The 24,611-nt window shown below is 66.6% G+C and carries 21 protein-coding genes; 8 read left to right on the forward strand and 13 right to left on the reverse strand.

Annotated elements, in window-relative coordinates; genetic code table 11:
- The first annotated feature begins 69 nt into the window (after window positions 1–69).
- Window positions 70–2,058: a protein meaA gene (locus J0I42_RS10160; RefSeq protein WP_291654702.1), complete on the forward strand. Its 1,989-nt coding sequence runs from the start codon at window positions 70–72 to the stop codon at window positions 2,056–2,058.
- Between the two features lie 62 nt (window positions 2,059–2,120).
- On the opposite strand, the gene J0I42_RS10165 is transcribed toward J0I42_RS10160, so the two are convergent.
- Window positions 2,121–2,738 (reverse strand): DnaJ domain-containing protein, encoded by a 618-nt coding sequence (locus J0I42_RS10165; RefSeq protein WP_291654703.1) that lies wholly within the window; start codon window positions 2,736–2,738, stop codon window positions 2,121–2,123.
- A gap of 95 nt (window positions 2,739–2,833) precedes the next feature.
- On the opposite strand from J0I42_RS10165, the gene J0I42_RS10170 reads away from it, so the two are divergent.
- The gene (locus tag J0I42_RS10170) at window positions 2,834–3,106 is read left to right on the forward strand and encodes a BolA family protein (protein ID WP_291654704.1); all 273 of its coding nucleotides are present in this window, start codon (window positions 2,834–2,836) and stop codon (window positions 3,104–3,106) included.
- 1 nt (window position 3,107) lies between these two features.
- Here J0I42_RS10170 and J0I42_RS10175 read toward each other — a convergent pair whose 3' ends face one another.
- The 3 genes from J0I42_RS10175 to J0I42_RS10185 form a co-directional block, all read right to left on the reverse strand.
- Window positions 3,108–4,316, reverse strand: coding sequence for an MFS transporter (locus J0I42_RS10175; RefSeq protein ID WP_291654705.1), 1,209 nt, complete (start codon window positions 4,314–4,316; stop codon window positions 3,108–3,110).
- Between the two features lie 193 nt (window positions 4,317–4,509).
- Complete coding sequence (locus tag J0I42_RS10180) at window positions 4,510–5,679, reverse strand: acetyl-CoA acetyltransferase (RefSeq protein WP_291654706.1); 1,170 nt, start codon at window positions 5,677–5,679, stop codon at window positions 4,510–4,512.
- A 138-nt stretch (window positions 5,680–5,817) separates the two neighbouring features.
- Window positions 5,818–6,720, reverse strand: a complete 903-nt coding sequence (locus J0I42_RS10185) for a DMT family transporter (RefSeq protein WP_291654707.1) — start codon at window positions 6,718–6,720, stop codon at window positions 5,818–5,820.
- Window positions 6,721–6,935: 215 nt separating this feature from the next.
- Here J0I42_RS10185 and J0I42_RS10190 point away from each other — a divergent pair, with 215 nt between their 5' ends.
- The 4 genes from J0I42_RS10190 (at window position 6,936) to J0I42_RS10205 (ending at window position 11,882) form a co-directional block, all read left to right on the forward strand.
- On the forward strand, window positions 6,936–8,522 hold the full coding sequence (locus J0I42_RS10190) for a serine hydrolase (protein ID WP_291654708.1): 1,587 nt from the start codon (window positions 6,936–6,938) through the stop codon (window positions 8,520–8,522).
- 7 nt (window positions 8,523–8,529) lie between these two features.
- Complete coding sequence (locus J0I42_RS10195; protein WP_291654709.1) at window positions 8,530–9,441, forward strand: DMT family transporter; 912 nt, start codon at window positions 8,530–8,532, stop codon at window positions 9,439–9,441.
- An 89-nt stretch (window positions 9,442–9,530) separates the two neighbouring features.
- On the forward strand, window positions 9,531–10,622 hold the full coding sequence (locus J0I42_RS10200; protein ID WP_291654710.1) for a CobW family GTP-binding protein: 1,092 nt from the start codon (window positions 9,531–9,533) through the stop codon (window positions 10,620–10,622).
- A 108-nt stretch (window positions 10,623–10,730) separates the two neighbouring features.
- Window positions 10,731–11,882 carry a GNAT family N-acetyltransferase gene (locus tag J0I42_RS10205; protein ID WP_291654711.1) on the forward strand — a complete coding sequence of 384 codons (1,152 nt, stop codon included), beginning with the start codon at window positions 10,731–10,733 and terminating at the stop codon, window positions 11,880–11,882.
- On the opposite strand, the gene J0I42_RS10210 is transcribed toward J0I42_RS10205, so the two are convergent.
- The 3 genes from J0I42_RS10210 to J0I42_RS10220 all read right to left on the reverse strand — a co-directional run bounded on the left by J0I42_RS10210 (window position 11,851) and on the right by J0I42_RS10220 (window position 15,977).
- The gene (locus J0I42_RS10210; RefSeq protein ID WP_465247670.1) at window positions 11,851–13,467 is read right to left on the reverse strand and encodes an AMP-binding protein; all 1,617 of its coding nucleotides are present in this window, start codon (window positions 13,465–13,467) and stop codon (window positions 11,851–11,853) included. The genes J0I42_RS10205 and J0I42_RS10210 overlap by 32 nt on opposite strands.
- Before the next feature lie 96 nt (window positions 13,468–13,563).
- Window positions 13,564–14,625, reverse strand: a complete 1,062-nt coding sequence (locus tag J0I42_RS10215; RefSeq protein ID WP_291654712.1) for an ABC transporter substrate-binding protein — start codon at window positions 14,623–14,625, stop codon at window positions 13,564–13,566.
- Window positions 14,626–14,876: 251 nt separating this feature from the next.
- Window positions 14,877–15,977 (reverse strand): NADH:flavin oxidoreductase/NADH oxidase, encoded by a 1,101-nt coding sequence (locus J0I42_RS10220; RefSeq protein ID WP_291654713.1) that lies wholly within the window; start codon window positions 15,975–15,977, stop codon window positions 14,877–14,879.
- Window positions 15,978–16,070: 93 nt separating this feature from the next.
- Between J0I42_RS10220 and J0I42_RS10225 the strand changes: the two genes are divergently transcribed.
- Together J0I42_RS10225 and J0I42_RS10230 are read left to right on the forward strand one after the other, a co-directional pair.
- Window positions 16,071–16,376 carry an ArsR/SmtB family transcription factor gene (locus J0I42_RS10225; RefSeq protein WP_291654714.1) on the forward strand — a complete coding sequence of 102 codons (306 nt, stop codon included), beginning with the start codon at window positions 16,071–16,073 and terminating at the stop codon, window positions 16,374–16,376.
- Between the two features lie 46 nt (window positions 16,377–16,422).
- Entirely contained in the window at window positions 16,423–16,917 is a 495-nt protein-coding gene (locus J0I42_RS10230) for an RNA pyrophosphohydrolase (RefSeq protein WP_291654715.1), read from the forward strand.
- A 67-nt stretch (window positions 16,918–16,984) separates the two neighbouring features.
- On the opposite strand, the gene J0I42_RS10235 is transcribed toward J0I42_RS10230, so the two are convergent.
- The 6 genes from J0I42_RS10235 to J0I42_RS10260 all read right to left on the reverse strand — a co-directional run bounded on the left by J0I42_RS10235 (window position 16,985) and on the right by J0I42_RS10260 (window position 24,555).
- A complete protein-coding gene (locus tag J0I42_RS10235) occupies window positions 16,985–17,398 on the reverse strand; it encodes a F0F1 ATP synthase subunit epsilon (protein ID WP_291654716.1) in 414 nt (137 codons plus the stop codon).
- A gap of 130 nt (window positions 17,399–17,528) precedes the next feature.
- Window positions 17,529–19,013 (reverse strand): F0F1 ATP synthase subunit beta, encoded by a 1,485-nt coding sequence (gene atpD, locus J0I42_RS10240; RefSeq protein ID WP_291654717.1) that lies wholly within the window; start codon window positions 19,011–19,013, stop codon window positions 17,529–17,531.
- Window positions 19,014–19,087: 74 nt separating this feature from the next.
- The gene (locus tag J0I42_RS10245) at window positions 19,088–19,957 is read right to left on the reverse strand and encodes a F0F1 ATP synthase subunit gamma (protein ID WP_291654718.1); all 870 of its coding nucleotides are present in this window, start codon (window positions 19,955–19,957) and stop codon (window positions 19,088–19,090) included.
- Between the two features lie 104 nt (window positions 19,958–20,061).
- Entirely contained in the window at window positions 20,062–21,594 is a 1,533-nt protein-coding gene (gene atpA / locus J0I42_RS10250; protein WP_291654719.1) for a F0F1 ATP synthase subunit alpha, read from the reverse strand.
- The gene (locus tag J0I42_RS10255) at window positions 21,594–22,163 is read right to left on the reverse strand and encodes a F0F1 ATP synthase subunit delta (RefSeq protein ID WP_291654720.1); all 570 of its coding nucleotides are present in this window, start codon (window positions 22,161–22,163) and stop codon (window positions 21,594–21,596) included. The genes atpA and J0I42_RS10255 overlap by 1 nt, the downstream gene beginning before the upstream one ends.
- Window positions 22,164–22,371: 208 nt before the next feature.
- Window positions 22,372–24,555, reverse strand: a complete 2,184-nt coding sequence (locus tag J0I42_RS10260) for a primosomal protein N' (RefSeq protein ID WP_291654721.1) — start codon at window positions 24,553–24,555, stop codon at window positions 22,372–22,374.
- Window positions 24,556–24,611: the final 56 nt, after the last annotated feature.

Genomic DNA, 24,611 nt, shown 5'->3' on the forward strand with positions numbered 1-24,611 from the left:
CGCAGAAGCTCTGGCGTTATCTTCGCCGCAGTGCAACATTCAGATTGCTCTGCAATACGGGGAAGCGCCATGACCGCGACGGAACGAGGCGGCCGGGAAACGGCCCAGCGCGACAAGCCATGGATATTCCGCACCTATGCGGGCCATTCCGACGCGGCGGAATCCAACAAGCTCTACCGGACCAATCTCGCCAAGGGCCAGACCGGGCTCTCCGTCGCCTTCGATCTGCCGACCCAGACCGGCTACGATCCCGATCATGTCCTGGCGCGCGGCGAGGTCGGCAAGGTCGGCGTGCCGATCTCCCATCTCGGCGACATGCGGGCGCTGTTCGACCAGATCCCGCTGGCGCAGATGAACACCTCGATGACGATCAATGCGACGGCAGCCTGGCTGCTCTCGCTCTACATCGCCGTCGCCGACGAGCAGGGCGCCGATCGCAAGCTTCTGCAGGGCACGACCCAGAACGACCTCGTCAAGGAATACCTGTCGCGCGGCACCTATGTCTTCCCGCCGCGCCCCTCGATGCAGCTCACCACCGACATCGTCGTGTTCACGGCCAGAGAATTGCCGAAATGGAACCCGACCAATGTCTGCTCCTATCATCTTCAGGAGGCCGGGGCCTCGCCGGTGCAGGAACTCTCCTTCGCGCTGGCGACGGCGATCGCCCTGCTCGATTCGATCCGCGTCCGGCCGGAAGTCTCCGCCGAGGAGTTCCCCGGCACGGTCGGCCGCATCTCCTTCTTCGTGAATGCCGGAATGCGCTTCGTCACCGAGCTCTGCAAGATGCGGGCTTTCGTCGAGCTCTGGGACGAGATCACGCTCGGTCGCTATGGCATCGCCGACGAGGCGATGCGGCGCTTCCGCTACGGCGTGCAGGTCAATTCGCTGGGGCTGACCGAGCCGCAACCGGAGAACAATGTCTACCGCATCCTGATCGAGATGCTGGCGGTGACGCTGTCGAAGAAGGCGCGCGCACGCGCCGTGCAGCTCCCCGCCTGGAACGAGGCACTGGGTCTCCCCCGTCCCTTTGACCAGCAATGGTCGCTGCGCATGCAGCAGGTGCTGGCCTATGAGACCGACCTGCTCGAATTCGGCGACATTTTCGACGGCTCGACCGTGGTTGATGCCAAGGTGGCGGCGCTCAAGGCCGCCGCGCTGGAGGAGCTCGCGAAGATCGACGACATGGGCGGCGCACTCGCCGCCGTCGAGAGCGGCTACATGAAGCAGGCGCTGGTCGAGAACGGCGCACGCCGCATCGAGGCGATCGAGCGCGGCGAGCAGGTCGTCGTCGGCGTCAACAAGTTCACCAACAGCGAGCCCTCCCCGCTTTCGGCGGGCGACGGCGCCGTCGTCACGGTGCCGGATTCAGTCGAGATCGAGGCCATCGCCCGGCTGAAGGCCTGGCGCTCGGCCCGCGACGCGAAGGCGGTAGAGGCGGCGCTCGCCGCGCTCGCCATCAGCGCACGCGAGAATCGCAACGTCATGCCGGCCTCTATCGCCTGCGCCAAGGCCGGCGTCACCACCGGCGAATGGGCGCAGACTCTGCGCGAGATTTTTGGCGAGTACCGCGCGCCGACCGGTGTCGACACGGCGAAGCTGGGTGACGCGACCGGCCTCGCCACGGCGAAGGCGGCGGTCGAGAAGGCCACAGAGCGCCTCGGCCGCGCTCCCCGGTTCCTCGTCGGCAAGCCCGGCCTTGACGGGCACTCCAACGGTGCCGAGCAGATCGCCGTGCGCGCCCGCGATGCCGGGATGAGCGTCAGCTATGGCGGCATCCGCCAGACGCCGGAAGAGATCGTCAGGGAGGCCCGCGAGCAGCAGGCCGACATCGTCGGCCTCTCGATCCTCTCCGGCTCGCATCTGCCGCTGGTGCGCGACGTCACCGCCCGCCTGCGTGTCGCCGGCATGGACGTGCCGGTCGTGGTCGGCGGCATCATCCCGCCCGACGACGAGAATGCGCTGCGCAACATGGGCGTGGCACGGGTCTATACGCCCAAGGATTTCGCGCTGGACGGAATCATCGCCGATGTCGCTGGGCTGGCGGCGAAAAGCAGCTAACCGCGGTCATCCCGCACGCGCTGCGGCGAATGACGTTGCTGCGCAGACGCGGGATGGCGTCCTTAGACCATCCCCACGCTCTTGAGCTGCTGATACGCCTTCAGGATCTCCTGAAGCGTGCCCTCACGCGAGCGATCACCGCCATTTGCATCCGGATGGAAACGCTTCACCAATTCCTTGTAGCGCGCCTTGATCGCAACGGAATCGGCAGTTTCGTCGAGGCCGAGCGCGTCCAGCGCCTTGCGCGCCACGATGCCAACGCGTGATTCCGGTTGGGCCGCCTGCTGCTTGTTGCGCGCGCCGAAGAGATTGAAGGCATCGTGCATGTCGGCGCCGGCTTCGCCATTGGCCTTGCGTCCACGCTGCGCCATCCGCGCCGCCTTGGAATTGACACCGAGCTTCCAGGTCGGCCGGTGGCCGATCTCCTCCTGCTTCTGATAGGCGGCCAGCGCCTCGTCATCCATGCCGGCGAAATAATTGTAGGTCGCGTTATAGGCCTTCACATGATCCATGCAGAACAGGAAGAACTGACCCTCGCGGCCACGGCCCTTGGGTGCCCGGAACTCGCCACCGCGCACGCAACCCGAATGATCGCAGCGCGGCGCATCGCTTTCCAGCGGGGCTTCCGCCTCGGAAGCCCCGATTCTGATGCTGTCGAAAAGGCGTGAGTTGATGTTCATCGTCGACGGGTTATGAGACGCAGAGAGTGGGCCGGCAAGTGCGATGCGATGCACCGCCGAACCGACAGAACAATCATGGCAACGGTGGCGCGATCATGACCTCGATCAGTGAAAGAATCACGCAAAAGCTGACCGCGGCCTTTGCGCCACAGGCGCTGAGGGTCATCGATGAATCGCACCAGCATCAGGGTCATGGCGGCTGGCGCGAAGGCGGCGAGACTCACTTCAGGGTCGATATCGTGTCGGAAGCCTTCCTCGGCAAGTCCCGGCTCGAACGCCACCGCCTCGTCAACGCTGCGCTGGCGCAGGAACTGGCAGACCGGGTGCATGCCCTGACGATCGCTGCAAAGGCGCCCGGAGAGGGCTGAACTATGGCGGCGCGGAAGCGGCGGCCTTCGGCTCTCCCGGTGCTGCGACGTAGATGGCCAGCGCCACGGCGAGCGTGACCCCCATGAAGGCAAACAGCCAGCCGAAGGTCGCCTGCGCGCCGTAGCCATGCCCGTCGAGAGCGTTCACCAAGCGGCCCGATAGCCATTGCATCACGCCCGCCCCGCCCATGAAGACGAAATTCATGAAGGTGACGCCGCGGCCGATCTCCTGCGGCGTCATGAAAACGCGCGCATGCGCCATCACCACGGCATAGGTGACGCCGAACAGGCCGATGACGATAAGCAGGCCGACCGCAAGGCGGGACGATGCTTCCCCCCACAGAGCCAGTGCGAAGCAGGCGAGAACGACGGCCACGGCACAGGCGATGACCGTAGGTTTGGCGCCGATCCGCCGGTAAAGCGGCAGCACCAGCAGAGCCCCCACCGCGATGATGCCTCCCATGGCCATCGCCGCATAGCTCGTCGCCGCAAGATCGAAGCCGTGCACCCTCTGGAGATAGGGCGCGATCCACAAGCCGCGAATCGAGATCGTCACGCCGTAGCTGACGAAGGTGAAGGGGAAGATCAGCCAGAGCGGCCGCTTCACCACGATCTGCTTGATCCCGCCCAGCAGCGAGACATGCTGTTGTGGCGCGTCGGGCAGCGGCGGCGGGTCTTTCAGCAGCAGCAGCACCAGCAAGGCGATGAACGCCACGATCCCGGACAGGCCGAACACGGTCGCGCGCCAGCCATAGGCTGCGAGGAAATAGGCGAGCGGCGCACCGCTCAACGGATCTCCGATCGACCCGAACCCGATCAGGAAGGACGACATCGTCGCGAAATGCCGGGGCGAATAGAGCCGCGCGGCTAGATAGAAGCCGGACATCAGGATCGGTGCGCAACCGATGCCGATCAGCGCGAGCGCCGTCAGGGCGGATAGATAGCCGCGCGACAGGCCGAAGATCATCGTCCCGGCGAAGGCGACCAGCAGGAAACCGGCCAGCGTCCGTCGCGGCCCGATCCGGTCGAGCGCATAGCCGACCGGGAATTGCGAGAGCGCGAATGCGATCAGCCAGGCTGCCTGCAGGCTGCCGAGCTGGCCCTGGTCGAGGCCGAGATCCCGCGTCAGGTCACCCGAGATCACCGCCAGGAAGGCGCGGAAGAACTGGCTCAGGATATAGGCCAGCAGCAGGACGACGAAGCTCGTCACGAAGCGTCGCTTTCGCTGAGATCATCGCGCGGCCTGTCGGACGCGATATCGATGATCTATCACATTGTCATCGCATCGGATCTGTCCGAAAAGCGGCTTTCGCTTCTCGGTCCGGCGCTATAGCGGCCTGCGCTTCGGCAAGACCCAGTTCGCAAGACAGGATCCTGGACGTTATCCGCCCTGGAAGCCCGCCTCACTTGATCCGTTCGAGCACGGAAACGTAGTTGGCGACCGCCGCTCCGCCCATGTTGAAGATGCCGCCGAGGCGTGGGCTGTCGAGCTGCATGCCTTCCGGCGCCTCGCCGGTGAGCTGCATGGCCGAGAGCACATGCATGGATACGCCGGTGGCACCGATCGGATGGCCCTTGGCCTTGAGGCCGCCGGAGACGTTGACCGGCAGCTTGCCGTCCTTCTGGGTCCAGCCTTCCTTGATCGCACGGGCGCCGTCGCCTTCCTTGGTCAGGCCCATCGCCTCGTATTCGATCAGCTCGGCGATGGTGAAACAGTCATGTGTCTCGACGAAGGAGAGATCGTCGAGCGTCACGTTCGCCTTGGCCAGGGCCTTCTTCCAGGCGAGCGCGCCGCCCTCGAACTTCAGGATGTCGCGCTTCGACATCGGCAGGAAATCCTGGACATGGGCCATGCCACGGAAGCCGACGGCGCGGCGCATCCTGAGCGCGGTCTCCTCGTCGGCCAGCACCAGCGCGGCGGCGCCGTCCGAGACCAGCGAGCAATCGGTGCGCTTCAGCGGCCCGGCGACATAGGGGTTCTTCTCGCTCTCCTCGCGGCAGAAGGCGTAGCCCAGATCCTTGCGCATCTGCGCATAGGGGTTCGCGACGCCGTTCTTGTGGTTCTTCGCCGCGATCATCGCGAGCGCGTCGGACTGGTCGCCATGGCGCTGGAAATAGCCGGCCGCGATCTTGCCGAAGACGCCAGCGAAACCGCCCTGCACCTCACCATCCTCAGGCAGGTAGGAAGCCTTCAGCAGGTTCTTGCCGATCTCGGGGCCAGGCGTCTTGGTCATCTGTTCGACGCCGACGACGAGCACGACCTTGGCGTCGCCCGCACGGATCGCCCGCACGCCCTGATGCACCGCCGCCGTGCCGGTCGCACAGGCGTTCTCGACGCGGGTCGTCGGCTTGAAGCGCAGCGCGGGATCGGCCTGTAGCACCAGCGATGCCGTGAAATCCTGCGCCGAGAAGCCGGCATTGTAGTGGCCGAGCACGATCTCGTCGACCTCGGCGGCGGTGATGCCGGCATCGACCAGGGCGTCGGTCGCCGCCCGCACGATCAGGCTTTCGACGGTCTCGGCATCCTGCTTGCCGAACGGTGTATGGGCCCAGCCGACGATCGCAGCGCTCATGGCGAAATCTCCCTTACTGTGCAGCTACACGTTATCTTGGCAGCCTCGCGCCGCCGGGCAAGCCGGTATCCGCGCATGGTGGCCGTGCATGGATCGGCTCGCGACGCCTTTATCCTCAGAACTAGCCGGCCCCCTGCCTCATCGCAACGCCAGTGAGAGCAGCAGCCCGACCCCGCCGACGATCATCGCCATACCCAGCATTTCGCGCCGGCTCGTGCCCTCCGCGAAGAGTTTCCGCGAGGCGATCTGCGCCAATGGCACCTCGATCAACGCGAGCGTCCGGACATTGGCCGCAGTGGTCAGCGAAAAGCCGATGAACCAGAACTGCGAGGCGGCAGCGCCAAGGAAACCGGCCGAGAGCGAGCGGCGCCAGCTCTTCAGGCTGAGGATCAGCGCCTGCCGGTCGGCAACGAGCATGTAGACCACCAGCAACAGGGTCTGGAGCCCGAGACCGAGCACGAGGATCGTGGAGGCGCGGATCAGGAACTCGCCCTCCGGCAGGGCCTGGATGCCGCCGCGGAAGCCGATCGCCGAAAGCGCGAAGAAGGCGCCGGAGACGATGCCGAGCACGGCCGGCCGCAAGCCCGCACGGGTCAATTTTTCGCCGGGCTTCCACGACACCACGATCACGCCTGCCGTTGCGATCGCGATCGCCAGGAACTTCATCGGCGTCAGCGCGTCGCCGAGCAGCAGCGCGCCGAACAGCGCAACCTGCACCGGCTCGGTCTTGGTATAGGCGGTGGTGACCGCGAAAGAGCGCTCGCGCATCGCCGCCAGCATCAGGGCGGTCGCGGCGATCTGCGTCAGCGCGCCCCAGAGCGTATAGCCGAGAGAAACCATGCCGATTGCAGGCGGTAGGCGCTGCAGGCCGAGGCAGGCGAGCGCCAGGAACAGCATCGCGAAGGGCAGGCCGAACAGAAAACGCACCTGCGTTGCGCCGACGACGCCGATGATGTCGGTGAGCGAGCGCTGCGCCAGGTTGCGCGCGGTCTGCAGAAGCGAGGCGGCGATGGTCGCCGGAATCCAGAGAAGGCCGAACACGCGACAAAGCCTCGGAAAAGCGAAGGAACCCGACGCTTGTGGACCGGCCGCCGCAGCTAGGCAAATCGCTCCGCAAGGGGTAGGTATGCATTCACGGGCGGGCGATTGTGGCGGCCGTCTCGAAATTGCCGCATGCGTCGCGTTGAACCCTGCGCCATCGCTATCGGCAAGATGCTATCCGCCCGCTTCGAGCAAGACAGGTTCAGACCCGCCCGATGATCGCTACCCGCCTCGCAGCCGCCCTTGTCCTCGGTACCGCCTTGATCGGACCGGCCTATGCCGGCACCAGCCTCGTGGTCGATGCCTCCAGCGGCGCCGTCCTGTCGAGCGAGAACGCGAACCAGGCCTGGCGCCCGGCCTCCACGACCAAGATGATGACGATCTATCTCGCGCTGAAGGCAGTGCGGGAAGGGCGCCTTGGGCTGGAAACCGCGATCCCCGTCTCGAAGCTTGCCGCCAGCCAGCCGCGCGTGAAGGTCTATGCCCGGCCGGGTTCGGAGATCACGCTCGACAACGCACTGCGCATCATGATGGTGAAATCGGCCAACGACATCGCCTATGTCGTGGCCGAGGGTGTCGGCGGCGACGTCCCGACTTTTGTCGCCATGATGAATGCGGAGGCGCAGCGCCTCGGCATGCGCGACACCCGTTTCGTCAATCCCAATGGCTGGGACCATCCCGACCAGCAGACCAGTGCCCGCGACCTCGCCGTGCTCGCTATGGCGCTGATGCATGATTTCTCGCAGTATTCCGACTACTGGGGCACCTCGGCCGTGCAGCTCGGCAAGCAGGTGATGCACAACACCAACGGGCTGGTCGGCCGCTATTCCGGCATCGGTGGCATGAAGACTGGCTTCACCTGTGCGTCCGGATTCAACGTGGTCGCAACTGCGAGCCGCGGCGGCCGCACGCTCATCGCCGTCGTTCTGGGCTCGACCTCGGGCACCGACCGCACTGTCAAGGCGGCCCAGCTCCTCGACGAGGGCTTCGCCGCTTTGGGCGGCACTGGCTACGGCGTCGCTTCAATGCCGCCGAGCGGCACCCGCGCGCCCAATATCTGCGACGAAGTCCGCAACCGCGGCGGCGGCGTCGCTCTCGCCGATGATGCCGACATCTCCGGCCCGATCGCCGCCGGGGCTTCCGCAGGCGACGCCAACTCGCCCGATGGCGGCCGCTTCGCCATCTTCAATACCCAGTCGGCCCCGCAATCCTCCGGTTCGGTCGCGACCCGTTCGCCGCGCGGACGCGTCGTGCTCGGCCCTCGCGCCGAGACTGTCCCGGTGCAGGTGTCCTTCGGCCGCAGCGCCGGCTCGGCTTCTGCCCCGCTCGCGGCCAACGCGACGGCGCAGCCGAGCTCGCGCGTCGCCCGCAGCACTCCCACCATCGAGCCGGAAGCGCCCGTGGCCGCCGGCCTCGTCGTGCCCCCGACCCGTCGGACCGCGTCCAGCAATGGCGCGATCCCCCGCGGCACCACCGCCTTCGCGCCGGCAACTGCGCCGATCCAACCGTCGACAGACGCCTTTGGTGACGGCCCGCTGCGCCTGCAGGGCTCCGTGCAGCCCGGTGCGGCCAATGCGGCAAGCTTGCGCCCCGGAGCAGCTGCCGGCATCAAGCCGGCTACGCGCAACGCCGGCCCCGAGAAGGCGCAGGCGGCCAAGACGCGACCGGCGAAGGCCCAGCCTCTCAAGACTCCGCCGGCTCGCACCCAGCCGGCCAAGCCCAGGCCCTCACAGGCTGCCGTGAAGCCGCCTGCGGCCAAGCCGGCTGCCGGCGCCAAGGCCAAGCCCGCCAACGGCGCCTGAGGCCGGATTGGACCTGAGGCGCCTTGACCGGGGTCGAACGAAAGAACGCCAGGGCCTTCTCCTGGCGCTTGCCTCGGCCGCTGCTTTCGGCACCAATATCGTCAGCGCCCAGATCGCCGGCCAGGCCGGCCTGAGCGGGCCGCTCCTCGTCTTCTACCGCGTCCTGCTGATGCTGGCCCTCGCCGGTGGCGTGGCTCTCGCCTGGCGCGCCTCGCTCGCCCTGAAGCGCGACGAGCGGCTGCCTGTCCTGGTTTTCGGCCTTGCGACGGCGCTGGTCGGGATCGGCTATCTCTCCTCGGTGGCCTTCGTCCCCGTCTCGGTCGCGGCCGTCGTGTTCTACACCTTCCCGATCCTGATCGTGCTGGCCGAACCGGTGCTGACCGCAGCTCCCTTCCGCGTCGACAGGCTCGCGGTCGCGCTCGCCGCCTTTCTCGGTATCGCCCTCGTGGTGGGACCCGATCTGCACGGTCTCGATCCGCGCGGTCTGGCGCTCGCGATGCTCGCGAGCATCAGCGCGGCCGCGCAGTTCTTTGCCGCCGCGCGCTGTGCGGACACGCCGACCTTGCCCAAGCTGTTCTGGTCGCATGTCGTCATCCTGCCGGTAACAGCGCTGGTGCTGCTCGCCACCGGCGGCTTTCTGCCACCGCAAACCTTCCTGCTCGCGCCCATCGCCGTCGCCATCACCTATGGTGGGTATGTCGTCGGCTTCCTCTTCCAGATTCTGGCGCTCGCCCGCGTCGCGCCCGGCCCAGCCGGCCTCGCCTTCTGCGCCGAGCCCGTCTTCGCCGTGATCATCGCCGCCTTCGTCCTCGCCGAGCGACTGGGCGCGCTGCAATATGCCGGTTGTGCCCTTGTCATCGCCGCAATCGCCATTAATGTAATATTAGAACAAACGAGGCGGAGCACCGTGCCTGCCTAGATCATCCCGCGCCGTTCAGGCACGGAAAAGGTGGTCGACCCCTTTGATAGGCCATCGGCGGGATCCGATGCCCTAGAGGCTCTGCGAACATGTCCGGCGACCCTGCCCGCCCCCTCCCCGTTCCGCTGACCCTGCTCACCGGCTTCCTCGGCGCCGGCAAGACCACCTTGCTGAATCGCCTGCTCAAGGACCCGTCGCTGGCCGGCACACTCGTACTCGTCAACGAGTTCGGAGAAATCGGCCTCGACCACCTGATGATCGAAGGCGTCGAGGAGAACATGATTCTCCTCGAATCCGGCTGCCTGTGCTGCACCATCCGCGACGATCTCATCGTCACGCTGGAGGATCTGCTGCGCCGCCGCGACAACGACCGCATCACGCCCTTTTCGCGCCTGGTCATCGAGACGACCGGCCTTGCCGATCCCGCCCCGATCCTCAACGTCCTGATCAACCACCCCTATCTCGCCATGCGCTTCCGACTCGACGGGGTCGTGACACTGGTCGATGCGGTCAACGGGATGGCGACGCTCGATTCCCATGAGGAGGCCCGCCGCCAGGTCGTTGCCGCCGACCGGCTCGTGCTGACCAAGGCCGAGCTCGCCACGCCCGAAACCGCCGCCGCCCTGCGGCAACGGCTCGATAGCCTCAATCCGGGAATTGCCATCCTGCAGCCGGACGCTCCTGCCGCCGACCTGATCGGCGCCGGCCTCTACGATCTCGCGAAGCAACCGCACGCACTGCGCCACTGGCTGGCCGAGGACGCGCTGCCCTGCCACGGTGACCACGACCACCACCATGGTCACGATCATCACCATGCCCATGACCAGAACCCGCATGACGTCAACCGCCACGACGCCTCGATCCGCGCCTTCGTCCTCGCCGCCGAACAGCCGATCGCCCGCACCACCTTCGACCTGTTCTGGACGCTGCTGCGCTCCATCCACGGCCCACGCCTGCTACGATTGAAGGGGCTGGTGGACATTGCCGGAGAGCCCGGCCGGCCACTGCTCGTTCACGCCGTCCAGCAGATCCTGCACCCCCCCATCCAGCTCGATAGCTGGCCGGATGCCGACCACCGCTCCCGCCTCGTCCTGATCGTCAAGGATATCGAGGAGGACACCGTACGCAAGCTCTGGTCGGCTTTCCTCGGGCAGATGTCCGCACAACCGCAGACCGCCTGAACCTCGGCCCGTTTCTTGAACCCGGCCCTGCGAGCTGGCAGGCGCGCCCGCGCGCCTGGCCATTCCGGTACAGCCATGTGCCGGAGCGATCCAGAAAGGTACGGGCAGATGAGCACGATGACGGCTCTGGCGACGACCGACGGCATTGCAGCCATGGCTCGGCCACCCCTGCCGCTCCCTCGTCCGGATGCAGCGATCTACAGCGAGCTTCGCCCGCTGGGCGCCTGCGATTCCATCCGCCCGGAATGGGCCGATCTCGCAAGCCGCGCGCTTGAGACCAATCCCTGTCTCGAGCCGGGCTTCGCGCTGGCTGCCGCGCAACACCTCGTCTCGTTCCACGATACCGAACTGATGCTGCTCTGGCAGGGCGACCCGGGCTCGGAAAGGCGGCGCCTCGTCGGGCTGGTTCCCTGCCGAACGAGACGCCGGCTCTTCGCCTTCGATACGCTGGAAGGTTTCGCCGATCCGCGCTTGCTGAACGGTACGCCGCTGCTGGACCGCACCTTCGCTGCCCCCGCGCTTGCCGCCTTCCTGCGCGGTTGGCACAGGCATAGCCATCCCTACGAAGCGTTTTCCCTGTCTGGAATCGATCCGGCCGGCGCATTCGCCACGACCCTTGCCCGCGTCGCCGACAGCCATGGCGTCGCGCTCGACTGGAAACCTCTCGTCGGGCGCCGGCTCGAACTGCCTCCCACCGCTCGCATCGCCACCTCCGACGAAACCCTGCGAGACAAGGGCCGCCTGGTCCTCGCCGAGGCCATGAACCAGGCCGACCGGCGCGACGCCGTCGAGATACTGCTCGCAATCGAGGCGTCCGGCGCGCGCGGCCGGGCAGGCAAGGCGACATTGCAGGACACTCGCGAGGTTGGCTTCCTGCGCAGCATGAGCCGCGATCTCGGAAGGCAGAGGCTCTGCCGCATCGCAGTTCTGGTGTTGGACGAGCGGCCGATCGCTGCCGCGCTCACGCTCGGCAAGGGCGCGACCTGCTGGCTCTATCACGGCGTCGGCGACGAGGCCTTCGCCGCGCTGGAGCCCTTGCCGATGTTGCTCGCCATGATGCGCAAGCAGCAACCCTCCCGGCAGATCCTGCTGCCCGGCGGTCTGCCCTTGTTCGGCGCTCGCAACGAGGCCTTCGGCACGATCAGCCTGACCCGGCGCCGGGCGCGAGGAACGCGCCGGCCGGCCGACCTTGCCGCCCGCATGCGCGAGAAGCTCGCGCACTCGCTGTTCAGGCTTCGGCCCGCAGCAGCCGACGGATGATCTTGCCGGTCGTCGTCAACGGCAGCTCGTCGCGAAAGGCGATCTCGCGCGGATATTCATGGGCGGACAGCCGGGACCGCACGAAGCCCTGCAGCTCCGAAACGAGCGCCTTCGAACCGTAGTGCCCGGGCTTCAGCACGACGAAGGCCTTGACGATCTCGGTGCGGAGGGGATCGGGCTTGCCGACGACCGCTGCCAGCGACACCGCCGGGTGGCGCAGCAGGCAATCCTCGATCTCGCCCGGCCCGATGCGATAACCCGAGGAGGTGATGACGTCATCGTCGCGGCCGATGAAACGGACATAACCGTCCTCGTCCGCGACGCCTTCATCGCCCGTCGTCATCCAGTCGCCGACGAATTTGGCTGCCGTCGCCTGCGGGTTACGCCAGTATTCCAGGAACATCACCGGGTCGGGCCGGCGCACGGCGATCTGCCCTTCCTCGCCGGCCGCGCAGACCGCGCCACCCGGCCGGATGATCGCGACCTCATGGCCCGGCACCGCCTTGCCGATCGCGCCGGGACGGCTGACGCCGATCGCAGCACACGACGCCAGCACCAGATTGCATTCGGTCTGTCCATAGGCCTCGTTGATGGTCAGCCCAAGCGCCTCGCGTCCCCATTCCAGCGTCTCGGCACCGAGCGCCTCGCCCGCAGCAGCGACCGCCCGCAGGTTGAGCTTCCAGCGCCCCTGCGGGCTGCCGGCGCCGCGCATCATCCGGAGCGCCGTCGGCGGCACGAAGGCGTTGCGGATGCCGAGATCCTGGATCAGCCGATAGGCTTCCTCCGACTCGAACCGCGTCACCGGCCGCGCCACCACCGCGACGCCGAAATGCAGCGCCGGCAACAGCATGTTGAGCAGGCCACCGGCCCAGGCCCAATCGGCCGGCGTCCAGGCCAGATCACCCGGCCGCGGCAAGAACTCGTGCGGCATCTGCACGCCCGGCAGATGGCCGGGCAGGACACGGTGGCCATGCAGCGCGCCCTTCGGATTGCCGGTCGTGCCCGAGGTGTAGATCATCAGCGCCGGATCGTCCGGCGTGGTCTCCACCGGACTGAAATCCGCGCTCCCCTCCGCCAGCAATGCATCCCAGCCCTCCGCCGCGCCGTCGGCGCCATCGATGGAGATACGCAGCGCGAGCTCCGGCAGCGGCTGATCGATCTGGGCGAGCTTTCCCAGTCCGCCGGCATTGCTCACCACGGCCTTCGCGCCGGAATCGATCAGGCGATAAGCCAGCGCATCCACGCCGAAGAGGGCAGCCAGGGGCACAGCGATGGCGCCGAGCTTGTAGGCCGCAAGATGCGCCGTCAGGACCGCCCGCCCCTGTGGCAGCAGGATGGCGATGCGGTCGCCGCGGCCGACGCCACGTGCCTGCAAGGCATTGGCCAATCGATTGGAGTGCTCGCGCAGCCAGCCGAAGCTGACTGGCGTCACCTGCCAGTCCGTGGAGACCTCTATGATCGCCGGGCGCTCAGGCTCGACCGCGGCCCAACGGTCGCAGACATCGACGGCGATGTTGTAGCGTTCCGGGATGGACCAGCGGAACCGCTCGCGCATCGCGGTGTAATCAGGCAGGTCTGGCAGGATCAAAATAACTGTCCGGTGGGAGGCGCGGCACGATAGGCAGGCCGCCTCCCCCTGTCACGCGTGTCTTGCGTATCCTCTCTCAGCGTAAGGATGCGCTCAGAACATGCGTTCGCCTGCCGGCGGCAGATAGGCATCCGTAAAAGCATCGCCCGCCCGCACCTTGTCGCGGAAGCTCCCCGCCAGAGCGAGCTGATCCAGCGCCTGCACCCAGCGCGCGCGGTCGACCCCACCCAGACCATGCGCGCGTACATAGGGCGTCAGGATGTTGCGTTCGATGACGGCGGCGAGCTTGTCGCGCTCCACCTCGATCTGAGCGCTCTCGTTGCGGCGCAGAACACCTTGCGCGGCGACACCCGGATTGACGACGGTATCGCGGATACCACGCATGACGGCGCGCACGAGCCCCCGCACCGCTTCGGGCTTGGCGTCAGCGAACTTTCCGGAGACGACCACCACGCTGCCATAGAGCACGATGCCGTGATCGGCCATTTCCATCAGCACGATATCATCGGCCGGTACGCCGCGCGCTCTCAGCGAGACGGCGGTGGGAGGGCCGAACGCGAAGAGGGCATCGATCTCCCCTGAGGCGAGCATCGGCTCACGAACCGGCAGGCCAATGGTCTCGATCCGGATCTTGCCGTCGTCGATCTTGTTGAAGCTCTTGAAGATGGGCCATTGCGCGAAACTGGCATCGATGCTCGCCGTGCCGAGCTTGCGGCCTTCCAGGCTCGTTGGCGCGGTCGTGATCCCCCGGCTCTTGCGGCCGACCAAGGCATAGCCCGGCCGGTCATGGACGATCATCACCGCCTTGAGATCGGCGCTCGGATTCTCGTCGCGGAAGCGAATGAGCGCATTGAGATCACCAAAGCCGGCATCCTGCTCACCGGCTGCCAGGCGCTGCAACATGGCGCGTGTGCCATTCCCGGGCTCGATCACGGCATCGAGCCCTTCGGTGCCGAAATAGCCCTTGTCCTGCGCCACCAGAAACGGCGCGGTCAGCGCATCGAACCGCCGATCCAGCGCGAAGCGGACGGGGGTGTTACCCTCGGCCTGAGCCGCCGCGCCCCCGGCGAGGCAGGCAACCGCGGCTCCTGCCGCCAATTGTCCGAACCCGCGCCGGGATGGCACCGAGAGACGAGAGGGCGAAACGATCGGCATGTCTAGCCTCCGGCGCCTTGCTGGCTTCAGCACGGGATGATCGTGCGTCCAGTCTTCCTGACATCATAAGATGTTGAAATGCCGTCAACACGATGGAAGTTCCGTTACGTTTTCGGGCCAGCGCCGGTCCTGCCCCCTTCCGATGGAAGCCCACACCAATTTTGCAGCGGATGGGTCTCAATCCCTCCTGCAAACGAAGGAGGGCCGAAAAGCCTCTCTTCCTGCCGCTTCGCTTGCCGAAGGAAGAAGGCTCAGGCGGCACGATAGCGCGCCAGCCAATGCGCATAGGGCGCCGGCAGCGTCGCCCAGGCCGGGTTCTCGACGCCGAGCGCCTGCGCTGCGGCATAGGGCCAATGCGGATCGGCCAGCAACGGCCGGCCCAGCGTCACCAGATCGACCTTGCCTTCACGGACCAATGCGTCGGCTTGCTCGGGCCTGCTGATGTACCAGCTCGTCGAGGCCGGCAGGCCGGTCTCACGGCGCACCCGCTCGACGACGGGCGCGAGAAAAGCCGGTCCCCACGGAATCTTCGCTTCGTTGGTCGAGAAGCCGACGCTGACGTCGATGAAGTCGAGCCCCTCGTCCTTCAGGCGCCTCACCAGTTCGATCGCCTCGCCGAGCGTCTCCTCGTCGCGCCCGTCATACTCGATCACGCCGAGGCGGGCAGAGAGCGGCCGGTTTTCGGGCCAGACCTTGCGGACGGCAGCCAGCGTCTCGATCAGGAAGCGACTGCGGTTCTCGAAGCTGCCGCCATAGGCGTCGTCGCGCTTGTTGGCATGCGGCGAGAGGAAGTTCTGCGCGAGATAGCCATGGGCGAAATGCAGCTTCAGCCACTCGATGCCAATATCGCGGGCGCGCTCCGCCGCCGCGGCGAAATCGCCGCGTACACGCGCGATATCAGCGGGGGTCATCGCACGCGGCATACGCCCGAGCCCACCGCCATGCGCCACGGCGGAGGGCGCGATCGTCTCCCAGCCCCGCTCGTCATTGGCCGGGATATGATCGTCGCCTTCCCAAGGCAGGTTGGCGCTGGCCTTGCGTCCGGCATGGCCGATCTGGATGCCCGTGACCGCGCCGGCCTTATGCATCTCTGCGACGATCGGCGCCAGCGCTTGCGCCTGTTCGTCATTCCAGAGCCCGAGGCAACCCGGCGTGATCCGCCCTTCCGGCGAGACGCCGGTCGCCTCGATCACCACGAGCCCGGTGCCCCCGCGCGCGATCCCCGCGAGATGTGCCCGGTGCCATTCGTTGGCAACGCCGTTCTGCGCCATGTACTGGCACATCGGCGAGGCGACGATACGATTGCGAAGGGTGACGTCCTTCAGACTGAAGGGTTCGAACAGGCCAGGCATGATGCGGCTCCGCGCAGGTGGATTCCTATTGTTCGATAGTTCGATATTTTTCGAATTTTGGCAAGTTCAAAACCCTGTGATAGGTTGCCAGCCATGCGTCATGCCCGTCTGCCCGCCTCCGAACACATCGCGCTCGAGGACGTCTTCCACGCGCTGAGCGACCCGTTCCGGCTCGGAGTCGTCCGCCGGCTTGCCGTCGAGGGCGAGCAGAGCTGTCAGGCGCTGGAGGGCGACCGGCCGAAATCCAGCGTCTCGCATCATTTTCGCGTGCTGCGCGAGGCTGGATTGATCCGCACCCGCAACGAGGGCGTGACGCGGATGAATGCACTGCGCCGCGACGACATCGAGCAGCGCTTTCCCGGCCTGCTCGACTGCGTGATGTCCAGAGCGAACGATTGATCGTCTGGCGGTTCCGCTTGGCGCAGCATCGCCCTATGCTCGCGCCATGAGCCTTCCTTACCGCCCCAATGTCGGCATCGCCCTGTTCAATGCGCAGGGCCTGGTCTTCGCCGGCCGCTCGCATAGTGCCGGCCCCGAGATCGTCCTGCCCGGCCTCGAATGGCAGATGCCGCAAGGCGGCATAGACCCGAACGAGGACATCGTCGCTGCCGCCCGTCGCGAGCTGGAGGAGGAAACCGGCGTCACGCAGGCCGATCTTCTGGCCGTGACCGATAACTGGTGGAGCTACGATTTCCCGGCCTATGACGGTCCCTGGCACAAGCTCGCCGCCTTCCGCGGCCAGCGCCAGCGCTGGGTCGCCTTCCGCTTCACCGGCAGCGAAGAGGCCATGAATATCGGCAAGCCCAATGGCGACGAGCCACCGGAATTCAGCGAATGGCGCTGGCGCCCCCTCGCCGAAATGCCGGAACTGGTCGTCCCGTTCAAGCGGCCGGTCTACGAGAAGGTAGCCCAGGCCTTTGTCGCTTTCGCGACACCCTGACGACCAAGCTCCGGAAACGAAAAGGGCCGCTCGCGCGGCCCTTTCGCGTTCCGAAACTGATGGCGGATCAGGCTGCCTTGCGCTGCTCGAAGACGTGCTTGAACTCGCGCAACTGTACCAGCGTCTCCTGCAGGCGCTTCTTGTCCTCGTCCGAATGCGAGCCGGCGAGACGGGTCTCGGCCGTCAGGATCTCGGCATCGAGCACGGCGGTGTCGACGTCCTCGATGAAGCGGCCCTGCTCGGCCAGAATCGTCGTCGACGTCTGGTTGACCTCGACGAGGCCGCCATTGACGAAGAATTCCTTGCCGTTCTGATCCGTCGTCTGGACGAAGACGATGCCGGCCTTGAGCGTCGCGACGAACGGCGCATGGCCCGCGAGCACGGTCACCTCGCCCTCGACCGAGGGGATGATAACGCTGACGACATCGCCCGAGAACAGGATGCGCTCCGGCGAGACGAGTTCAAACTTGAAGGTGGCCATCGCCTGTCTTTTCCTCCGACGTCACCCCGATCGCCGGACAGCGTCGGGGGCCATGCCAGATTTCTTAACAATCCATGCCGGGCATGGTTCCGGGCGGCCGGAGCCGCCCGAAAGGAAGGATGCGCGAAACTTACGCGGCCTCGGCGGCCAGGCGCTGGGCCTTCTCGACAGCTTCTTCGATCGAGCCGACCATGTAGAAAGCCGCCTCAGGCAGGTGATCGTACTTGCCCTCGACCAGGCCCTTGAAGCCCTTGATCGTGTCTTCGAGCGAGACGAGCTTGCCGGGCGAGCCGGTGAAGACTTCCGCGACATGGAACGGCTGCGACAGGAAGCGCTCGATCTTGCGGGCGCGGGCGACCGTCATCTTGTCGTCTTCCGAGAGCTCGTCCATGCCCAGGATCGCGATGATGTCCTGCAGCGCCTTGTAGCGCTGAAGCACCTGCTGAACCTGACGGGCGACGGCGTAATGCTCCTCGCCGACGATGTCGGCCGAGAGCATGCGCGAGGTCGAGTCGAGCGGGTCCACCGCCGGGTAGATGCCCTTTTCCGCGATCGAGCGCGAAAGCACGGTCGTGGCGTCAAGGTGAGCGAACGAGGTCGCCGGCGCCGGGTCGGTCAGGTCGTCCGCCGGCACGTAGATCGCCTGCACCGAGGTGATCGAGCCCTTGGTCGTGGTGGTGATGCGCTCCTGCAGATTGCCCATGTCGGTGGCGAGCGTCGGCTGATAGCCCACCGCCGAAGGAATGCGGCCGAGCAGCGCCGAGACTTCCGAGCCCGCCTGCGTGAAGCGGAAAATATTATCCACGAAGAACAGCACGTCCTGGCCCTGGTCGCGGAAGTTTTCGGCGACGGTCAGGCCCGAGAGGGCGACGCGCATGCGGGCGCCCGGGGGCTCGTTCATCTGGCCGTACACGAGGGCGCATTTGGAGCCGGCGGTCGAGCCGTTGTTCTCCTTCGGGTCCTTGTTGACGTTCGACTCGATCATCTCGTGATAGAGGTCGTTGCCTTCACGAGTGCGCTCGCCGACGCCCGCGAACACCGAGTAGCCGCCATGGGCCTTCGCGACGTTGTTGATCAGCTCCATGATCAGCACGGTCTTGCCCACGCCGGCGCCGCCGAACAGGCCGATCTTGCCGCCCTTGGCGTAGGGAGCCAGCAGGTCGACGACCTTGATGCCGGTGACGAGGATCTGAGCCTCGGTCGACTGCTCCGAGTAGGCCGGGGCCGGCTGGTGGATGCCGCGGGTGGCGGTGGTCAGGATCGGGCCCGCTTCGTCGACCGGCTCGCCGATGACGTTCATGATACGGCCGAGGCACTCCTCGCCGACCGGCACCGCGATCGGGGCGCCGGTATCGGTCACGGACTGGCCGCGAACCAGACCTTCGGTCGAGTCCATCGCGATGGTGCGGACGGTGTTCTCGCCGAGATGCTGGGCGACCTCGAGGACGAGGCGGTTGCCGAGGTTGTCGGTTTCGAGCGCGTTCAGGATCTCCGGCAGAGCGCCGTCGAACTGCACGTCGACGACGGCGCCGATGACCTGAGCAACGCGGCCGGTGCCGGTGTTGGCGGGCTTTTCGGCGGTCTTCTTGGTGGTCTTGGTAGCGGCTTTGGCCATGGTGGAACCTCGGGACTAGCGCATTCGGATGTAGCGGCTGCCGGCGGCTCGCGCCACCGGCGAAGATTAGGCGGTTAGAGCGCTTCCGCGCCGGAAATGATCTCGATCAGTTCCTTCGTGATCATCGCCTGACGCGAGCGGTTGTAGAGCTGCGTCTGCTTCTTGATCATCTCGCCGGCGTTGCGCGTGGCGGAATCCATCGCCGACATGCGCGCGCCCTGCTCGGAAGCAGCATTCTCGAGCAGCCCACGCAGAATCTGGACGGTCAGGTTGCGCGGCAGCAGCGCTTCCAGGATCTCGCCTTCGTCCGGCTCGTAATCGTAGACGGCATCGCTCTGCTTCGTCCCTTCCGGGATTTCGGCCGGAATGATGCGCTGCGCCGTCGGGATCTGGGCGATCACCGAGCGGAACTTCGAGAAGAACAGCGTCGCGACGTCGAACTCGCCATTGCCGAAGCGGGTGAGCACGTTCTGAGCGACGGTCTCGGCATTGACGAAACCAACCTGCTTGAACTCGCGCAGGTCGATGAACTCGATGATCTCAGACGCGAACTGGCGGCGCAGGATATCGTAGCCCTTCTTGCCGACGCAGATGATCTTGACCGTCTTGCCCTCGGCTTTCAGCGCATTGGCCTTGTCGCGGGCGAGGCGCGCGATCGAGGAGTTGAAGGCGCCGCACAGGCCGCGCTCGGCGGTCAGCACCAGCAGCAGATGCACCTTGTCCGAGCCCGTGCCCGCAATCAGGCGCGGCGCGCTCGAACCGGACACGCCGGAAGCGAGGTTCGCCAGCACCGTCTCCATGCGCTCGGCATAGGGGCGCGCGGCCTCGGCGGCCGACTGCGCCCGGCGCAGCTTCGCGGCCGCGACCATCTGCATGGCCTTGGTGATCTTCTGCGTCGCCTTCACCGAGGCGATGCGGTTGCGTAGGTCCTTAAGGGACGGCATCCGATCTTGATCCCCTACTCGTCAGCCGCGACGGACGCGGCAACGAAGCAATCCAGAGAAGCAGCGCGGCTGAGCGTTGGGCTCGGCCGCGCCGGCAATGACGATCAGGCGAAGGACTTCGCGAAGCCCGCGACGATGTCCTTGAGCTTGGCGGCGTTGGCGTCCGACAGGTCCTTCGACGAGCCGATCTCGTTGAGCATGTCCGCATGCTTGCCGCGCACCAGCGAGAGCAGACCTTCCTCGAAGGCCCGAACCTTGGTGACCGGCAGCGCGTCGAGATAGCCGTTCACGCCGGCATAGATCACGACGACCTGCTCTTCCATCTTCAGCGGCGAGAACTGCGGCTGCTTCAGGAGCTCGGTCAGGCGGGCGCCGCGGTTGAGCAGACGCTGCGTGACCGCGTCGAGGTCCGAACCGAACTGGGCGAATGCGGCCATCTCGCGATACTGGGCGAGCTCGCCCTTGATCTTGCCCGCGACCTTCTTGGTGGCCTTCGTCTGCGCCGAGGAGCCGACGCGCGACACCGAGAGGCCGACGTTCACGGCCGGGCGGATGCCCTGGTAGAACAGGTCAGTCTCCAGGAAGATCTGACCGTCGGTGATCGAAATCACGTTGGTCGGGATGTAGGCTGACACGTCGTTCGCCTGCGTCTCGATGACCGGCAGCGCCGTCAGCGAGCCAAGGCCGGCGGCCTCACCCATCTTCGCCGCGCGCTCGAGCAGGCGGGAGTGGAGATAGAACACGTCGCCCGGATACGCTTCGCGGCCCGGCGGGCGGCGCAGCAGCAGCGACATCTGACGGTAGGCGACAGCCTGCTTGGAGAGGTCGTCATAGATGATGACGGCATGCATGCCGTTGTCGCGGAAGAACTCGCCCATGGCGCAGCCGGCGAAGGGCGCCAGGAACTGCATCGGGGCGGCGTCCGAGGCGGTGGCCGCGACGACGATCGAGTACTCGAGAGCGCCGCGCTCTTCCAGGACCTTCACGAACTGGGCAACGGTCGAGCGCTTCTGGCCGACGGCGACGTAGACGCAGTAGAGCTTCTGGCTCTCGGGAGCGTCGGCGCCGTTCAGCGACTTCTGGTTCAGGATGGTGTCGAGCGCCACGGCGGTCTTGCCGGTCTGGCGGTCGCCGATGATGAGCTCGCGCTGGCCGCGGCCGATCGGGATCAGGGCGTCGATCGCCTTGAGGCCGGTCGCCATCGGCTCGTGCACCGACTTGCGCGGGATGATGCCGGGCGCCTTGACGTCGACGCGGGCGCGCTTGGCAGCCTTGATCGGGCCCTTGCCGTCGATCGGATTGCCGAGGGCGTCGACGACGCGGCCGAGCAGCTCCTTGCCGACGGGGACGTCGACGATGGCGCCGGTGCGCTTGACGGTCTGGCCTTCCTTGATGTCGCGGTCGGAACCGAAGATCACGACGCCGACATTGTCGCTCTCGAGGTTCAGCGCCATGCCGCGCACACCGGTCTCGAACTCGACCATCTCACCGGCCTGAACCTTGTCGAGGCCGTAGACGCGGGCGATGCCGTCACCGACGGAGAGAACCTGACCGACTTCGGTGACCGAAGCTTCCGAGCCGAAGTTCGAAATCTGGGCCTTCAGGATGGCGGAGATTTCAGCGGGGCGGATGTCCATCAGCCGACCTCTTTCATGGCAAGACGAATTGAATTGAGTTTGGTTTTCAGCGAGGCATCGACCATGCGGGAGCCCATCTTGACGATGAGCCCGCCGATCAGGGTCGGGTCAATCTTGATCGAAACGTCGACATCCTTGCCGGCGACGCCCTTCAGCGCCGCGCGGATCTCGTCGACGCGCTTGACCGTGGGCTCCTCGGCCACCGTCACCTCGGCGGAGACGATGCCCTTGGCCTCGGCGACCAGACGCTTGTAGCCGGCGATCATGCCCGGCAGCGCGAAGAGACGGCGCTTGCTGGCGACGAGGCCGATGAAATTGGCGGCGATGCCGGTGATGCCGGCCTTCTCGAGCACAGCCTTGATCGCCGCGACCTGCTCCTCGGCCGTAAAGGCCGGGCTCTCGATCAGGCGCGTCAGGTCCGCGCTCTCGGCGAGCAGACCGTTGAAGGCATCCAGAGCGGTCGCGACGGCGTCGATCGCACCCGCTTCCTCAGCCAGCTCGAACAGAGCGGTGGCATAGCGCTGAGCTACGCCCGACACCAATGTCCCCTGCGATCCGCCTTCAGCCACGCTTTCCGTCTCTCGTTTCAAGGAACCACACCGGCGACCTTCGGAACGAAGGTGGAGTGCATGGTCCCGGCGCTGCGAGTATCATAGGCGCAAAGTCGGCAAGACGACTTCGCGACCGAAATGTGGCGGTGCACTAGCATGCGGTTCCGGGCCGCGCAATCGCTGATTGGCCTTCATAAGCGGCGACTTTGCCGCGCCTTTCAGCTCTTCAAAGGAAGCTTTGCGGATCGACGTCGACCGCGACCCGGACAGAACCCTTGGGCCGGGGCGCCCGTTTCAGCCAGCCGCGCAGGTAATCCTGCAGGTTGATTTCGCGCGCCGTCTTGACGATCAGACGCATGCGATGGCGCCCGCGCAACACCGCCAGAGGCGCTTCCGCCGGCCCCAGCACCACGATTCCGTCATTTGCCTCGGCGCAGCGCGCCAAAGCCCGCGCATGGCTTTCGGCCTCGGCCTGGCTGTTGGCCGAGACGATCAGCGCCGCCAGCCGCCCGAACGGCGGCAGGCCGGCCGCCTCCCGCGAGGCCTCCTCTGCGGCATAAAACCGCTCCGGGTCGCCCGAGACCAGGGCTTTGAGCACGGGATGCTCGGGGTCATGCGTCTGAAGCAGGGCGCGGCCTGGCTTTTCGCCCCGCCCCGCGCGACCCGTGACCTGACGCAGCGCCTGGAAGGTCCGTTCGGCCGCCCGCGGATCACCGGATGTCAGGCCGAGATCGGCGTCGATCACGCCGACCAGCGTCATACCCGGGAAATTATGGCCCTTCGCGACGAGCTGGGTGCCGATGACGATGTCGAATTCGCCTTCGGCCACGGCCATCAGCTCCGTCTTCAGCCTTTCCGTGCCGCCTGGAAAATCGCTGGAGAGCACGATCGAACGCGCCTGTGGAAAAAGCGTCGCGACCTCCTCGGCGAGACGCTCCACCCCCGGCCCGCAGGCGACGAGGCTCTCCGGCTTGTGGCAGGCCGGGCACTCATGCGGCCGGCGCTCGACATGGCCGCAGTGGTGGCAAACCAGCGCCCGCCGGAAGCGATGGTCGACCAGCCACGCCGAACAGTTCGGGCATTGGAAGCGATGCCCGCAATCGCGACAGAGCGTCAGCGGGGCATAGCCGCGCCGGTTGAGGAAGAGCAGCGACTGTTCCTTCGCCTCCAGATTGGCCTCGACCGCCTTGATCAGCGCGCCTGAGAGCCAGCGTCCTCGCTCCGGCTTGTCGCGGCGCAGGTCGACGAGGCCGAGAACAGGCAATTCGCGCCCACCGAAGCGTTCGGGCAGCTTGAGATGCGTGTAGCGTCCGCGCTCGGCATTGACGCGGGACTCCAGCGAGGGCGTCGCCGACGCCAGCACGACCGGCGCATTCTCGATTCGGCCCCGCACCACCGCCATGTCCCGGGCATGATAGGAAACGCCGTCCTCCTGCTTGTAGGCGCTCTCATGCTCCTCATCGACGACGATCAGGCCGAGATCGCTATAGGGCAGGAACAGGGCCGAGCGCGCACCTGCCACGACCCTGGCCTCGCCTGATGCGATCGCCGCCTGCAGGCGCTCGCGCTTGCGGCCGGTCACGGCCGAATGCCACAGGCCTGGCCTGACGCCGAAACGCGCTTCGAACCGGTCGATGAATTGGGCGGTCAGCGCGATCTCCGGCATCAGGATCAGGCTCTGGCGTCCGAGCCTGATCGCCTCCGCCACCGCCTCGAAATAGACTTCGGTCTTGCCGGAGCCGGTGACGCCCTCGAGCAGCGAGACACCGAAGGCCTTCGCCTGCACCGACTTGACCAGCGCCCGAGCGACCTCGCCCTGCCCGTCCGAGAGTTCCGGCACGGCATGGTCGGGATCAGGCCGGGCCGCGATTGCCTCACGCGGCAGAGGCTCGACGATGAAGGTGCCGGCATCGACGAGGGAATCGATCACCGCCGCGCTGACCGAGGCCGCTTCTGCCAGCGCCGATTTGCCGATCAGCAATCCGCCCTCGGCAGCCGCGATCGCCCGCGCCCGCGCCGGGGTCATCCGTGCGGGAGGCGGACCGGCGAGCCTGACCCCGAGCTTCGGCCGCTCGGGCGTGTCGTCCGGTTGCCGGCGCAGCGCCAGCGCCAGCACGGAGCCCTTGGGCGCCAGCGTGTACCAGGCCACCCAGTCGACGAGCTTACGCAAGGCTGGATCGAGCGGCGGCATGTCGTATTTGCCGGTGACCTTCTTGAGATTGCCGCCGCGCCCGCTGCCGACATCCCAGACAACGCCGACGGTCTCGCGCGGGCCGAGCGGCACCTGCACGACATCGCCGGGCTTGAGCACGAGCCCGGCCGGCACGGCATAGCTATAGGCCTGGTCGAGCCCGAGCGGGATCAGCACGTCGACCGTGCCGCCTTCGATCATGTCCGCCGTCTCATCCATCGCGCCAGTGTCTAGCATCGATTCGGCTGGTGTTAAGGCAGGAGCGTCATGCTGCC

The organism is Allobosea sp., from assembly GCF_017308015.1.
Classification (GTDB): Bacteria; Pseudomonadota; Alphaproteobacteria; order Rhizobiales; family Beijerinckiaceae; genus Allobosea.

Coding starts and splice junctions, on each gene's coding strand:
- J0I42_RS10160 (WP_291654702.1), top strand. CDS start 70: ATGACCGCGACGGAACGAGGCGGCCGGGAAACGGCCCAGCGCGACAAG.
- J0I42_RS10165 (WP_291654703.1), bottom strand. CDS start 2,738: ATGAACATCAACTCACGCCTTTTCGACAGCATCAGAATCGGGGCTTCC.
- J0I42_RS10170 (WP_291654704.1), top strand. CDS start 2,834: ATGACCTCGATCAGTGAAAGAATCACGCAAAAGCTGACCGCGGCCTTT.
- J0I42_RS10180 (WP_291654706.1), bottom strand. CDS start 5,679: ATGAGCGCTGCGATCGTCGGCTGGGCCCATACACCGTTCGGCAAGCAG.
- J0I42_RS10190 (WP_291654708.1), top strand. CDS start 6,936: ATGATCGCTACCCGCCTCGCAGCCGCCCTTGTCCTCGGTACCGCCTTG.
- J0I42_RS10200 (WP_291654710.1), top strand. CDS start 9,531: ATGTCCGGCGACCCTGCCCGCCCCCTCCCCGTTCCGCTGACCCTGCTC.
- J0I42_RS10205 (WP_291654711.1), top strand. CDS start 10,731: ATGAGCACGATGACGGCTCTGGCGACGACCGACGGCATTGCAGCCATG.
- J0I42_RS10215 (WP_291654712.1), bottom strand. CDS start 14,625: ATGCCGATCGTTTCGCCCTCTCGTCTCTCGGTGCCATCCCGGCGCGGG.
- J0I42_RS10220 (WP_291654713.1), bottom strand. CDS start 15,977: ATGCCTGGCCTGTTCGAACCCTTCAGTCTGAAGGACGTCACCCTTCGC.
- J0I42_RS10225 (WP_291654714.1), top strand. CDS start 16,071: ATGCGTCATGCCCGTCTGCCCGCCTCCGAACACATCGCGCTCGAGGAC.
- J0I42_RS10230 (WP_291654715.1), top strand. CDS start 16,423: ATGAGCCTTCCTTACCGCCCCAATGTCGGCATCGCCCTGTTCAATGCG.
- J0I42_RS10235 (WP_291654716.1), bottom strand. CDS start 17,398: ATGGCCACCTTCAAGTTTGAACTCGTCTCGCCGGAGCGCATCCTGTTC.
- atpD (WP_291654717.1), bottom strand. CDS start 19,013: ATGGCCAAAGCCGCTACCAAGACCACCAAGAAGACCGCCGAAAAGCCC.
- J0I42_RS10245 (WP_291654718.1), bottom strand. CDS start 19,957: ATGCCGTCCCTTAAGGACCTACGCAACCGCATCGCCTCGGTGAAGGCG.
- atpA (WP_291654719.1), bottom strand. CDS start 21,594: ATGGACATCCGCCCCGCTGAAATCTCCGCCATCCTGAAGGCCCAGATT.
- J0I42_RS10260 (WP_291654721.1), bottom strand. CDS start 24,555: ATGGATGAGACGGCGGACATGATCGAAGGCGGCACGGTCGACGTGCTG.